This is a genomic window from Streptomyces sp. NPDC005574 (assembly GCF_040605435.1).
Taxonomy (GTDB): Bacteria; Actinomycetota; Actinomycetes; order Streptomycetales; family Streptomycetaceae; genus Streptomyces.
This window is the reverse complement of record NZ_JBEXCW010000030.1, coordinates 38,494-52,318: the sequence shown is the minus strand read 5'-3', so window position 1 is coordinate 52,318 and position 13,825 is coordinate 38,494. Positions and strand designations below refer to the sequence as shown.

The window sequence follows — 13,825 nt, the reverse complement described above, 5'->3', positions numbered from 1 at the left end:
CGCGCCGCGACCCGGCCGGCCGTCACGGGGGTTCGGCGGGGTCGCGAGAGAGGCCGCCCGCCCCGGAGGGCAGGCGGCCTCGAACTCGCCGCTTCTCAGGCCGCGTTGAACGTGGAGGGGTCCGGTCCCAGTCGCCGGTCCTCGTCCAGCGCGCTGATCGCCGCCAGGTCCTCGTCGTCCAGAGCGAAGTCGAAGACCTCGATGTTCTCCCTGATCCGCGACGGCGTCACGGACTTCGGGATCACCACGTTGCCGAGCTGGAGGTGCCAGCGCAGCACGACCTGTGCCGGGGTGCGGCCGTGCTTCCGGGCGATGGCGACGATCGCCGGGACCTCCAGGAGGCCCTTGCCCGAGCCGAGCGGCGACCATGCCTCGGTCGCGATGCCCTGCTCCGCGTGGTACTCGCGGGCCGCCTGCTGCTGGAGGTGCGGGTGCAGCTCGATCTGGTCGATCGCCGGGACGATCGATGTCTCGGCGATGAGCCGCCGAAGGTGTTCCGGCTCGAAGTTGGAGACACCGATCGCGCGGACGCGCCCGTCGGAGTGGAGCTTCTCGAACGCCTTGTAGGAGTCGACGTACCTGTCACGCTCTGGCGTCGGCCAGTGGATCAGGTACAGGTCGACGTAGTCGAGGCCGAGCTTCTCCAGCGACGTGTCGAAGGCGCGCAGCGTGGAGTCGTATCCCTGGTCGCTGTTCCAGAGCTTGGTGGTGACGAACACGTCCTCGCGGGGGAGGCCGGAGGCGGCGATGGCCTTGCCGGTGCCCTCTTCGTTGCCGTAGATCGCCGCTGTGTCGATGCTGCGGTACCCGCTCTCCAGCGCGGTGGTGACCGCCTGCTCCGCCTCGTCGTCCGGCACCTGCCAGACGCCGAAGCCCAGTTGGGGCATCTCGAGGCCGTTGTTGAGGGTGATCGGGGGGACCTTGCTGCTCACGAGCTCTTGATCCTTACGGTTGTCGTCAGGTGGTACTCCTATGGTCAACGATCACGAGCCGTGATGCATTCCTGACGGTGCGATCCGCCGTGACTGACCGGCGAGTCGGGGCTCGAGTCGGGAGATTGGCCGGAAACGCATCCGATGTCATCGGTCCGGACCATTGACCGCGACGCGTCATGCCGCGACTCTGTATGGCGCCGCCGTACGAGCCGCTGAACGCGGTGCATCCATGTGAACACCGGTGAGTGTGGACTTGACCTGTGACTTTCCGTGCCCCCACCCCCTCGGGACGTCCATGCGCATCCATGAACGAGACCGTGACGCCGACCACGGAGACGGATGCCCGCATTCCGTAGACATCCGATGAAAGGGTCCGGCAAGGCCCCCGCCGCCCACCCAGAGGGAGGAACATGAGACACCGACGCCTGTCCGGGGCGCTGACAGTCCTCGCCCTGTCCGCCGTCACCCTGTCCGCGCTGCCCGCGGCGCTCCCGCCCCCGGCAGCCGCCGCGACCGCGCGGCCCGCCAGCCGCCCTGCCGCCGCGACCGACTGGTCCGTGGCCGTCGTCGACTCCACCACGGCCCGGTACACCCCGAGCACCATCGGCGGCTGGTCCTACCCGGTCGGCCTCTACCTCTACGGCCAGTACCTCACCTACCGGCGCACCCACGAAGCCCGCTACCTCACCTACGTGAAGGACTACGTCGACCGCTTCGTGAAGAGCGACGGCACGATCGACCAGTCGTTCAACAGCCTCGACAGCATGCAGGCCGGCCGGCTTCTGGTGATCCTGCACCACGAGACGGGCCTGGACCGCTACCGCAAGGCCGCCAGGAAGATCCGCGACCGCCTGAACACCTACCCGCGCACGGGCGACGGTGGCTTCTGGCACGCGGACACCGCCAGTCGCGCCCACCAACTGTGGGCGGACGGCGTCTACATGGTGAATCCCTTCCTCGTCGAGTACGGCAAGGAGTTCGGCGACAGCGCGTACGCGAACGATGAGGCCACGAAGCAACTCGCCGTCTACGGGGGTCATCTGCAGGTCGCGAGCGGCCTGCTCAGACACGCCTACGACGAGTCGAGGAGCGTGAGCTGGGCCGATCCGCAGACCGGTCTCGCCCCCGAGCACTGGTGCCGTGCGGTCGGCTGGTACTCCATGGCGATCGTGAACGTCCTGGACGCGATCCCCGCGAACCATCCGCGCCGCTCGCAACTCCTCGCCATCCTGCGCAGGTTGGCGACGGGCCTGGAGAAGTACCAGGACCCGGCGACGGGGCGCTGGTTCCAGGTGATGGACAAGGGCGGGCGCGAGGACAACTGGACCGAGACGTCCTGCTCCAGCATGTTCACCTTCGCCCTCTCCCGCGGAGCCCAACAGGGCTACCTGGACCCGCACTTCTCTGCCGTCGCCCGGCGCGGCTACCAGGGCGTCCTGGCGAAGCTGTCCCTCGGCGCGGACGGCCGGACCGAGCTCGCCGACATCTCCGTCGGCACGAACGTCGGCGACTACGCGTACTACGCCGCCCGCACCCGGGCCGTCAACGACTTCCACGGCCTGGGCGCCTTCCTGATCATGAACGAGCAACTGCGAGGTGACTTAGTGTCATGAGCACATCCAGAAGAAGGGTGCTCGGTGCCGCCCTCGGCGGCGCGGCGGGCGCCGCGGCCGGACTGCCGGCCGCGACCACGGCCCACGCCGCCTCCTGGCAGCAGAAGTGGGCCCCCTCCGCGAGCGGGGACGGCCTCGGCGCCTTCGAGACGATCGAGGACGACCGCGCGGACTCGCACCCCGCCGCGCACCCGCACATCTACGCCACCGGGAACAACTGGCGCTTCAACATGCACACCGTCGACCGCGACACCTCCACCGACCGCCAGCGCCAGGAGGTCACCGGACTGCGCACGAGCGGCAGCAGCTACCTCAAGTGGACCGAGGGCCAGACCTGGCGGCTCACGTACTCGATGTACATCCCGAGCTCGCTGAAGGCGACCACCACCTTCACGCACATCATGCAGATGAAGCAGCCCGGCAGCGGCACCTCGCCGATCGTCGTGCAGTCCCTGCGCCGGGTGAACGGCAGGCAGACAGTCGAGCTGAAGCTCGCCATCGCCGACATCCTCGTCGGCCGCACCGACCTGGACCCGCTGCACGACAAGTGGACCGACGTCGACTTCCAGATCAAGATCGGCAACGGTTCGACCGGGTCGGTCCGCTGGATCCTCAAGAGCGGCGGCTCGACCGTCGTCGACGCGTCGAAGACCGGCGTCGACACCTTCCTGGCCGACCGGGTGCGCCCCAAGTGGGGCATCTACCGCTCCCTCGGTGACACCTCCGGTTCCCTCCAGGACACCTACCTCCTGCTCACCGGCCTCCGCGGCTACCAGCTCGGTTGAGGAGTCGTCCCATGAAACCCCCCACCGCACCCGGGCGCAGGGCAGGGGCGATCGTCCTGTTCGTCCTCGCCGTCGTCCTCGGACTCACCCATCCCGTGGCACTCGCCGCCCCGAACCCGGCCCCGGGCTCCGCCCCGTCCGCCGCCGCCCTCGACGTACGCGACTACGGCGCCAAGGGCGACGGCTCCACCAACGACACCCCGGCCATCAACAAGGCGATCGACGCGGCGAACGCGGCCGGCGGCGGCACGGTCCGCTTCCCGTCCGGCAGCTACAAGTCCAAGAACACCATCCACATGAAGAGCCATGTGACCCTCCAGGTCGACAAGGGCGCCACGATCCAGGGCTCCAGCGCCGACACCTACGACAAGGCCGAGTCCAACCCCTACGACGCCTACCAGGACTACGGGCACAGCCACTTCCACGACGCGATGATCCACGGCGACCGGCTGACCGACATCGGATTCGTCGGCCAGGGTGTCATCGACGGACTCGGCAACCTCATCACCGGCAACCCGAGGTCCGGCGAGGCCGACAAGATCATCTCGCTGACCCGGTGCGACGGCCTCCGCATGGGCGACGGGCTCACGCTCCGCCGCGGCGGCCACTTCGCGGCCCTGATCAACGGGTGCCGGAACGTCGTCTCGGACCACCTGACCATCGACACCGCGAGCGACCGCGACGGCTGGAACATCATCTCCACCACCGACGTCACCGTCACCCACGCCAGCATCAAGGCCAACGACGACGCACTGGTCTTCAAGAGCGACTACGCCCTCGGCGCCAAACTGCCCAACGGTCACGTCCGCGTCAACGACAGCTACCTGTCGGCCCGTTGCTGCAACGCGCTGATGTTCGGCTCCGAGACCTGCGGCGACTTCTCCGACTACCGGTTCGAGAACATCCGCATCGAGGGCGCCGACAAGTCCGGGCTCGGCATGGTCACGATGGACGGCGCGAAGATCTCCGACGTCCACTACCGCGACATCACCATGACGAACGTCCACTCACCGATCATGCAGAAGATCGGCACACGCAAACGCTGCGGCGGCAGTCCCGGGACCGGCTCGATCAGCGACGTCACCTACGACGACGTCACGGCCACCGGCAGCAGCCCCTCCTTCAGCCCGACCCTGTGGGGCGAGGACGGCCACCGCATCAGCGGCGTCACCTTCAACCACGTGGACATCACGGTCCCGGGCGGCAGCGGCACCCTGTCCACCGCCGTGCCGGCCAACGACCCGAAGGACTACAACCCGGGAACCATCGGCCCCCGTCCGGCCTACGGCTGGTACCTGCACAACGCCGACGACGTGCGATTCACCGACAGTTCGGTGAAGTTCGCCGCCGACGACGGCCGGCCGGCGTTCATCGCCGACGCGGCGAGCGGCATCCGCCTCACCCGGTTCACGGCCGGACGCGGCGGCGACGCGCCGTACGACGCGGCCTTCCAGCACGTCACCGGCTACTGCCTGACGGACAGTCACACCACCTCGGGCGGCGCGCTGCGGGTGTCGGGCAGTGGGTCGAGCGAGGACTGCGGCAGCGCCGCGACGGCCCGGCCGCTCGACCTCGACAACCCCCGCCAGGACTTCCTCCGGGCCTCCGTCGGCGGCCTCTTCCTGCACTGGGGACTGCGCACCGCGCCCGCCCACACCAGCTGCACCGGGTGGGAGAGCGACGTCACCAACGGCGGCTGGACGCCCGACTACTGGGTGAAGGAGGCGCAGAAGCTGCACACGCAGTACCTCGTCCTCGCCACCTTCCACAGCCGCCTGGGCTACGCCCGACCCTGGCCGTCCAAGATCCCCGGCTCCTGCTCCACCAAGCGGGACTTCGTCGGCGAGCTGATCACCGCCGCGAAGGCCAAGGGCCTGAAGGTCATCCTCTACATGACCGACGACCCCCAGTGGCACGCCGACGGCGGCCACGAATGGCTCGACTCCTCCGCGTACTCGGCCTACAAGGGCACGAACGTCGACCTGACCACCCGAGAGGGCTTCGGGCAGTTCAGCTACGACAACTTCTTCGAGGTCATGAACCGCTATCCCGACCTCGGCGGCTTCTGGATCGACAACGACAACGCGTACTGGGAGAGCCACGACCTCTACACGCAGATCCAGCAGAAGCGCCCGAACTACACGCTCAGCAACAACAACGAGGACACGCCGATCATGGACATGATCAGCAATGAGCAGAAGACGGGAATGTCCCCCGCCTACGACTACCCGCAGGCGGTGTACACCGCACAACCCCGCCTGACCGAGGCCGACTTCAAGCTCCCCTCGACCGGCGCCTGGTGGTACGACGGCTCCGACCCGTCCGTCGACCGCATGCTCACCCTGGGCCGTCTCGTCACCAACGCGGGCTCCTCGGTCAAGGCACTCATGGCCGAGACCGCCCAGGTCAACGGGGTGTTCCCAGCCAACCAGGCGGCCTTCAACACCTTCGCGAACTCCTACCTCGACCCCATCTGGGAGTCCCTGCACGGCACCGAGGGCGGCGGCTACATGTACGGCGGCCTCAAACCCGGCTTCTGGAACGACGGGGCCCACGGCGTCACGACGATCGCCAAAGCCGACCCGAACCGCCAGTACGTGCACGTCCTGACCCCGCCCACCACCAGCACCCTGCGCATCCGCGACAACGGATACCGCGTCGCCTCCGTCATCAACCTCCGCACCAAGGCGGCCGTCTCGTGGACCCAGTCCGGCGGCGTGCTCACCCTGAACGGGCTCGGCGACTGGGATCCGTACGACACCGTCTTCAAGGTCGTCACAGCCGGCCGGCAGGGCATCCTCGGCGGCGTCAAGGTGAGCGCGAGTGCCTCCGCGAGCGGCCATCCCGCCTCGGCCGCCGGTGACGGCGACTACCTCACCTACTGGGACAGCGACAAGACCCTGCCCGTCGACCTGACCTTCGACCTCGGCTCGGCGAAGAAGGTGCAGTACATCGGGCTCAACCAGCGCGAGGACTCCGTCGCCTACGCCCGCTCGGACACCGAGCAGTCGGCGCGGATCAAGGACTACAAGGTGTTCGTCAGCAACGACGGCACGACCTGGGGCAGCGCGGTGAAGTCCGGGCAGGTGGCGAGCCGCCGCGGCATCCAGGGCATCGACATCCCCGCCGCGAACGCCCGTTACGTACGTCTCGAAGTCGACTCCACCTGGGCCGGCGCCGGCGACACCGCCCGCTACAAGCGGCTGCGCGTCGACGAGGCGTGGATCGGCACCTCCTACGCGACACCGGCCACCGGGAGCACCTCATGAACCGCAGAACAGCACTGGTGGCGGCGGTGGCCGGGCTGGCCGTCGCCTCGGCCCTCCCGGTGCTCGGCGCCGGCCACCCCGCCGCCGCCTCCGACAACGGCCAGTCGCTCCGGCCCGCCATGGGCTGGAGCAGCTGGAGCTTCGTGCGTCGCACACCCACCGAGGCGAAGATCGAGGCGCAGGCCGACGCCCTGGTGGCCGGCGGCCTCAAGGACCACGGCTTCGTGTACGTCAACCTCGACGACTTCTGGCAGAAGTGCGACGACAACGGCTTCGCCGTCGACTCCTACGGCCGCTGGAGCGTGGACTCGGCCAAGTTCCCCGGCGGCATCAAGGCGCTCGCCGACCACATCCACGCCAAGGGCCTGAAGTTCGGCTTCTACGTGACGCCGGGCATCGCGAAGAACGCCGTACTGAAGAACACCCCGATCGAGGGCACGTCGTACCACGCGAAGGACATCGCGGACACCTCGAAGACCGAGAAGAACTACAACTGCAAGAACATGTACTACATCGACTACGGCAAGCCTGGTGCGCAGGAGTTCGTGAACTCGTGGGCGAAGCAGTTCGCCTCCTGGGGAGTGGACTACCTGAAGATCGACGGGGTGGGCAGCCAGGACATCCCCGACGTGCAGGCCTGGGACAAGGCCCTGCGCGCCACCGGACGGCCCATCAACTACGCGCTGTCCAACAACCTGCCGATCGCGAACGCCGACACCTGGGGTCGGCTCGCCAACAGCTGGCGCACCCAGGGCGACGTGGAGTGCTACTGCGGACCGGGCGCCAACGGCAGCGGCTATCCGCTGACCGACTGGTCCCACGTCGCCGCCCGCTTCAACACCGCCGCCTCCTGGCAGCCGCACGCCGGCCCCGGCGGCTGGAACGACCTGGACTCGCTGGAGATCGGCAACGGCGACCAGGTGGGCCTCACCGCCGACCAGCGCCGGTCCCACTTCACGCTCTGGGCGATGGCCGCCTCGCCCCTGCTGCTCGGCACCGACCTCACCCACCTCGACACGGTCGACAAGGCGATGCTCACCAACGACCGGCTGATCGGCGTCGACCAGGACGGCGTGGCCGCCAGACGGATCGTCAGCAGCGGGGTGCAGCAGGTCTTCAGCAAGAAGGAGAGCGACGGCCGTTACGTCGTCGCGCTGTTCAACACCGGCACGTCCGGCAGCGCGACGGTGCGGGTGAACTGGTCCCAGGTGGGTTTCACCGGCACCGGCGACGTCACGGACCTGTGGTCCGGCTCCCACAAGGGAGAGATCGCGGACTCCTACAGCGCGACCCTGCGGCCGGGCGAGACCCGGCTGATCCGGGTGAAACCCGTCAACTCGGCTGACAGGGCGGGGTCATGAAACCGATCCGAGCACTGCCGTGGGCGTTGTCCCTGGCCCTCGCCGTCCCCCTGGTCGGTCTGGCCGGTTCCGCCGCACGCGCCGCCACCGACTACCAGGCCGAGGACGCCGGCATCTCGCAGGGCGCGGTGGCCACCAACCACACCGGCTACACGGGCACCGGCTTCGTCGACTACACCAACGTCAAGGGCTCGTACGTGGAGTTCACGGTGAACGCCGCCTCCGCCGGGACCTCCTCGGTCGCCCTCCGGTACGCCAACGGCACCTCCGCCGACCGGCCCATGGACATCTCCGTGGGCGGCACGGTCGTCGCCTCCGGCGTGTCCTTCCCGGCCACCGCCGACTGGGACACCTGGGCCACCAAGACCGTGAACGTCCCGCTGAGCGCGGGCTCCAACAAGATCCGCGCGACCGCCACCACCGCGAACGGCGGCCCCAACCTCGACCGCATCGGCGTCGGTGCGGCGGCCGACGCCCAGGCGCCCACCCGCCCCGGCCAGCCCAGTTGCCCGGACATCGGCGAGGACGGCCTCACCCTGGCCTGGGGCGCCTCGACCGACAACGTGGGCGTCACGGCGTACGACCTCTACGAACACGGCAACAAGATCGGTGAGGCGCCCGGGAGTTCGACCTCCAGGGCGCTGACGGGTCTGACCCCCGCCACCACCTACAACCTGACCGTCATCGCCCGCGACGCGGCCGGCAACACGTCCGCCGCCAGCCCCGTCGTCAACTGCACGACGAAACCCAGCTCCGACACCACCGCGCCGACGAAACCGGGCACCCTGTCCGCCACCGGCGTCACCGCGAACAGCGCCGATCTGAGCTGGGGCGCCTCCACCGACGACCGGGCGGTCGTCGCCTACGACGTGCGCAGCGACAGCACGGTCTACACGTCCGTCACGAGCGGCACGTCGACCACCCTCACCGGGCTCGCCTGCGACAGCCCCTACAGCCTGAACGTCGTCGCACGGGACGCGGCCGGCAACCTCTCCCCGTCGAGCAACACCGTCACGTTCACGACCAAGGCGTGCGCGACCGACGGCGGGGTGCCGTCCTCGATCTCGACGCAGTCCACCGGCTGGACCATCCCGTGGGGCACGTACTGGATGCCCGACGGCAAGACCGCGCTGGTCACCGAGCGGGACGACTTCGGCGTCTGGAAGCTCACCAAGGACGGCACGCGCACCCAGGTCGGCACCGTCCCCGAAGCCGTCACCACCAACGGCGAGGGCGGGCTGCTGGGCGTCGCCGTCGATCCCAGGTGGGCGACCGACCACTACGTCTACTTCATGCACACCGCGTCCGAGGGCAACCGCGTGGTGCGCATGACGTACGACGGGACGAAGCTCAGCGACTACAAGATCCTGCTCCAGGGCATCAAGAAGAACCGCTACCACAACGGCGGGCGCCTCGCCTTCGGCCCCGACGGCTACCTGTACGTCTCCACCGGCGAGGCCCAGACGCCCGCCCTCGCGCAGGACAAGACCTCCCTCAACGGCAAGATCCTGCGGATGACCACCGACGGCAAACCGGCTCCCGGCAACCCGTTCGGCACCTACGTCTACAGCCTCGGCCACCGCAACCCGCAGGGCCTCGCCTTCGACCGGTCCGGCCGGCTGTGGGAGGCGGAGTTCGGCAACAGCTCCAAGGACGAACTCAACCTGATCAAGCCCGGCGCCAACTACGGCTGGCCCACCTGCGAAGGCACGTGCAGCGTCTCCGGGATGACCAACCCCAAGGCCACCTGGAACGTCGAGGAGGCCTCGCCCAGCGGCATCGCCATCGTCCGCAACGTCGTCTACATGGCGTCCCTGCGCGGCGAACGCCTGTGGCGGATCCCGATCAACGGCGACAACGAGAGCGTCGGCACACCGACCGCGTACTACGTCGGCACCTACGGCCGGCTGCGCACGGTCACCAAGGTGCCCGGCGCCGACCAGCTGTGGGTGTCGACCACCAACTGCGACAACAACGGAGGTGCGGCGGACGGCGCGGACAAGATCCTGCGCGTCACCATCGGATAGGCGCCACGCGCCAGGAGCTGTCCGGCCGATCGGGGCGGACGGCTCCTGGCGCCGCGGCAGTCAGACGTCGCCCGCCGCGGCACTAGCCGCGGTACAGGGCCTCGACCTCGTCGGCGTACGCGTTCTCGATCGCCTTGCGCTTCAGCTTCAGCGAGGGCGTCAGCAGACCGTGCTCCTCGGTGAACGGCTGCGCGAGGATCCGGAAGGTGCGGATCGACTCGGCCTGGGAGACGAGGGTGTTGGCGGCGACCACCGCCCGCCGCACCTCCGTCTCCAGGTCGGCGTCGCGCACCAGCTCCGACGGCGTCATCCCCGGTTTCCCGCGCATCGCCAGCCAGTGCTCGACGGCCTCCTGGTCGAGGGTGACCAGGGCCGCGATGTAGGGCCGGTCGTTGCCGACGAGGATGCACTGGGCGACCAGCGGGTGGTCGCGGACGCGCTCCTCCAGCACCCCGGGCGACACACTCTTGCCGCCGGAGGTCACCAAAATCTCCTTTTTGCGGCCGGTGATGGTCAGGAAGCCGTCCTCGTCCAGGGCCCCCAGGTCACCGGTGGCCAGCCAGCCGTCGTGCAGGGTGGCGTCGGTGGCCTTCTGGTTGTTGAGGTAGCCCTGGAAGATGTTGTCGCCGCGCAGCCAGATCTCACCGTCGTCCGCGATGTGCACGGTCATCCCCGGGATCGGCCGGCCGACCGTGCCGTAGCGGGTGCGTTCGGGCGGGTTGGCGGTCGCCGCCGCGGTCGTCTCGGTGAGCCCGTACCCCTCGTAGATGTGCACGCCCGCACCGGCGAAGAACAGTCCCAGGCGGCGGTCCATCGCCGAGCCGCCCGACATCGCGTGCCGCACCCGGCCGCCCATCGCGGCCCGCACCTTCGCGTAGACGAGCTTGTCGAACACCTGGTGCTGCATGCGCAGCGCCGCCGAGGGACCCGGCCCGCTGCCCCACGCCTTGGCCTCCGTGGCGTCCGCGTACTTCACGGCCACCTCGACGGCCTTCTCGAAGGCGGCCCCCTTGCCCTCCTTCTCGGCCTTGCGGCGGGCCGCGTTGAACACCTTCTCGAAGATGTACGGCACGGCGAGGAAGAACGTCGGCCGGAAGGCGGCCAGGTCGGGCAGCAGGGCGGCCGCGTTGAGCTGCGGCTGGTGGCCGAAGCGGACCCGGCCCCGGATCGCGGCGACCTGCACCATCCGCCCGAAGACGTGGGCGAGCGGCAGGAACAGCAGGGTCGCCACCTCGTCGCCCCGCTTGGAGTGGAACACCGGCTCCCAGCGCTCGATGACGGTGTCCGTCTCGAACATCAGGTTGCCGTGGGTGATGACACAGCCCTTGGGGCGGCCGGTGGTGCCGGAGGTGTAGATGATCGTCGCCGTCGAGTCGGGCGTGACGGCCTGCCGGTGCCGGTGCACCACCTCGTCGTCGAGCGCGGCGCCGGCGTCGTAGAGCTCCTGCACGGCGCCCGAGTCCAGCTGCCACAGCTGCCCGAGCCGCGGCAGCCGGTCGATGACGGTGGCGATCGTCATCGCGTGGTCCTCGTGCTCCACGACGGCGGCCGTGCACTCGGAGTCGTAGAGCATCCAGAAGCACTGCTCGGCGGAGGAGGTGGGATAGACCGGCACCACCTGGGCACCGATCGTCCACAGCGCGAAGTCGAAGAGCGTCCACTCGTAGCGGGTACGGGCCATGATCGCGACCCGGTCGCCGAAGCGGATGCCCCGTGCGAGCAGGCCCTTGGCGAGGGCGAGTACCTCGTCGCGGAACTCCGCGGCGCTCACGTCCCGCCACTGCCCCGTCTCGTCCTTGCGGCCGAGCGCGATGTGCAGCGGGTCCTCCTGGGCATGCTGGAAGACGACGTCGGCCAGTCCGCCCACCGGCGGTGGCAACGCCGACGGAGGGTTGGTGAACTCGCGCAAACCCCGCTCCCCGCTCCTCGGCGCCCTGTGGGTGACACTCCGCTCAGCGCCGTGAAAGCTACCCCACGCGGGCACGGGGCGGGAGGGGGGCCGAAGCGGAGCAGGGCTCACGTACTCGCTGGTCACCCGTGCACAATGGGCGCACATGGGGAAGGGTCGGACACAAACCTGACGGTTGAGTAAGTTTCGGCAGCGTAATCTCCACCGAATCTGTACGACCCGTCGACCACGCCCCGCCCCGCCCCCGCCGACGTGCCGCCGGCCCCACCGTCGCCGCGCCCCCGCGCCGTCCCCGTCCGTCCCCGGCCCGCCCCGCGCCCGCCGGTCAGCCGCGCGGCACGGCCCGCTCCTCCGCAGGTTCCCCCGGAGCGGCCGGCGCCGGTACGCCGCCGTCCGCCGCGGGGGTCTTCACCAGGGCCAGGACCAGCGCCCCCGCGATGGTCGCGACCAGCCCGGCGGCCACCGCCGCGGTGTTCAGGCCGGACGCGAACGCGGCCCGCAGGGCGTGCTCGGAGAACGCGCCGCGCAGCGCGCCCGCCCCACCGCCCGCCAGGGTGTGCGCCGCCTCGTGCGGCATGCTCTCCTGCATCCGCGAGGTCAGCACGGTGCCGAAGACGGCGATGCCGATCGCGTAGCCGAGCTGCCGGAAGGTGTTCACCGCACCGCCCGCCATGCCCGCCCGCTCCGGCGGTACGGCGGCCAGCGCGGCCCCCGCGATGCCGGGCGACACCAGACCCGTACCGACCCCCACCAGCACCAGGCCGGGGATCAGCGTGCTCGCCCCCGACCTCGCGCCGAGGACCGCCATGCAGAACTGCCCCGAGCCGATCAGCAGCAGACCGCCCCCGATGGTGATCCGCGCCGGCACCCCGTGCAGCAGCCGCCCGCCGGCCGCCGCCACCACGAACGAGGCGACCGACAGCCACAGGAAGACCAGCCCGCCGCGCACCGGACTCATCCCCAGCAGGGTCTGCAGCCACAGCGAGGTGTACGGCAGGACGCCGAACGCGGCGGCGCTGAAGGCGAGCGCCCCCGCCATCACCGCGACGAACCCGGGCTTGCGGAACAGCCGCAGGTCGAGCAGCGGATCGGCGCCCCGCCGCTCCACCACGACGAAGGCGGCCAGCGCCACCCCCGCCACCGCGAACGAGCCGAGCGTCCCGGCCTCGCCCCAGCCGTGCGACCCCGCCCGCACCGCGCCGTAGGTCACCGCGCCGGCCAGCGTCGCGAACGTGGCCGTCCCCGCCCAGTCGACGCGGCGCCCGGCGGGACCCCGCGACTGCGGCACCGCCCGCAGCGTCAGCCACACCGCGGCCACACTCACCGGCAGGTTCACGTAGAAGATCCAGCGCCAGCCCGGCCCGTCCGTGAGCAGCCCGCCGAGCACCGGCCCGACCGCGGCCGCGGCGCCGCTGACCGCGCCCCACACCCCGAGCGCCACCGAGCGCTGCCGGCCCTGGTAGACCGAACCCAGCAGCGGCAGCGTGGTCGCGAACATCGCCGCCGCACCCACGCCCTGCACCACACGCGCGGCGACCAGCATCGCCGGCCCCGTCGCCACCCCGCACCACAGCGACGCCGCCGCGAACAGCACGACGCCCACCACATGCACCCGGCGCCGCCCCAGCACGTCGGCCGCGGCCCCCACCCCGAGCAGCAGCGCGGCCAGCGCCAGCGCGTACCCGTCCATCACCCACTGCAGATCGCTCAGCGACGCGTGCAGCCCCACCGCCATGTCCGGCAGCGCCACGACGACGATCGTCACGTCCAGCAACAACATGAACGTGCCCAGGCACACCGCCGTCAGCGGCCCCCATGTACGCATGTCCCCACTCCCTCACAGGTCGCGCCCGATGTACGGGCGTGCCCCGTACCATGGACGCCGACCGGACGATCGAGGCGGTCGACGGCCTCCGGCCGACGGAA

8 protein-coding genes are annotated in these 13,825 nt (G+C 70.1%); 5 read left to right on the top strand and 3 right to left on the bottom strand.

The window, feature by feature from the left end:
* Positions 1-95: 95 nt before the first annotated feature.
* Positions 96-932, bottom strand: a complete 837-nt coding sequence (locus ABZT03_RS20795) for an aldo/keto reductase (protein ID WP_356041360.1) — start codon at positions 930-932, stop codon at positions 96-98.
* A gap of 413 nt (positions 933-1,345) precedes the next feature.
* Here ABZT03_RS20795 and ABZT03_RS20790 point away from each other — a divergent pair, with 413 nt between their 5' ends.
* From ABZT03_RS20790 to ABZT03_RS20770, 5 genes are read left to right on the top strand one after another with little or no spacing between them, the layout of a single operon-like run.
* On the top strand, positions 1,346-2,548 hold the full coding sequence (locus ABZT03_RS20790) for a glycoside hydrolase family 88 protein (protein ID WP_356041358.1): 1,203 nt from the start codon (positions 1,346-1,348) through the stop codon (positions 2,546-2,548).
* Positions 2,545-3,333: a heparin lyase I family protein gene (locus tag ABZT03_RS20785; protein WP_356041356.1), complete on the top strand. Its 789-nt coding sequence runs from the start codon at positions 2,545-2,547 to the stop codon at positions 3,331-3,333. The genes ABZT03_RS20790 and ABZT03_RS20785 overlap by 4 nt, the downstream gene beginning before the upstream one ends.
* An 11-nt stretch (positions 3,334-3,344) precedes the next feature.
* Positions 3,345-6,602: a glycosyl hydrolase family 28 protein gene (locus ABZT03_RS20780; protein WP_356041354.1), complete on the top strand. Its 3,258-nt coding sequence runs from the start codon at positions 3,345-3,347 to the stop codon at positions 6,600-6,602.
* Positions 6,599-7,963, top strand: a complete 1,365-nt coding sequence (locus tag ABZT03_RS20775; protein ID WP_356041352.1) for a glycoside hydrolase family 27 protein — start codon at positions 6,599-6,601, stop codon at positions 7,961-7,963. The genes ABZT03_RS20780 and ABZT03_RS20775 overlap by 4 nt, the downstream gene beginning before the upstream one ends.
* Positions 7,960-9,990: a PQQ-dependent sugar dehydrogenase gene (locus ABZT03_RS20770; RefSeq protein WP_356041350.1), complete on the top strand. Its 2,031-nt coding sequence runs from the start codon at positions 7,960-7,962 to the stop codon at positions 9,988-9,990. The genes ABZT03_RS20775 and ABZT03_RS20770 overlap by 4 nt, the downstream gene beginning before the upstream one ends.
* Positions 9,991-10,072: 82 nt before the next feature.
* Here the strand turns inward: ABZT03_RS20770 and ABZT03_RS20765 are convergent, their stop codons facing one another.
* Both ABZT03_RS20765 and ABZT03_RS20760 read right to left on the bottom strand, forming a co-directional pair.
* Entirely contained in the window at positions 10,073-11,899 is a 1,827-nt protein-coding gene (locus tag ABZT03_RS20765; RefSeq protein ID WP_356041349.1) for an AMP-dependent synthetase/ligase, read from the bottom strand.
* 325 nt (positions 11,900-12,224) lie between these two features.
* Positions 12,225-13,724 (bottom strand): MFS transporter, encoded by a 1,500-nt coding sequence (locus ABZT03_RS20760; RefSeq protein ID WP_356041347.1) that lies wholly within the window; start codon positions 13,722-13,724, stop codon positions 12,225-12,227.
* Positions 13,725-13,825: the final 101 nt, after the last annotated feature.

Coding starts and splice junctions, on each gene's coding strand:
- ABZT03_RS20785 (WP_356041356.1), top strand. CDS start 2,545: ATGAGCACATCCAGAAGAAGGGTGCTCGGTGCCGCCCTCGGCGGCGCG.
- ABZT03_RS20775 (WP_356041352.1), top strand. CDS start 6,599: ATGAACCGCAGAACAGCACTGGTGGCGGCGGTGGCCGGGCTGGCCGTC.
- ABZT03_RS20770 (WP_356041350.1), top strand. CDS start 7,960: ATGAAACCGATCCGAGCACTGCCGTGGGCGTTGTCCCTGGCCCTCGCC.
- ABZT03_RS20780 (WP_356041354.1), top strand. CDS start 3,345: ATGAAACCCCCCACCGCACCCGGGCGCAGGGCAGGGGCGATCGTCCTG.
- ABZT03_RS20760 (WP_356041347.1), bottom strand. CDS start 13,724: ATGCGTACATGGGGGCCGCTGACGGCGGTGTGCCTGGGCACGTTCATG.
- ABZT03_RS20790 (WP_356041358.1), top strand. CDS start 1,346: ATGAGACACCGACGCCTGTCCGGGGCGCTGACAGTCCTCGCCCTGTCC.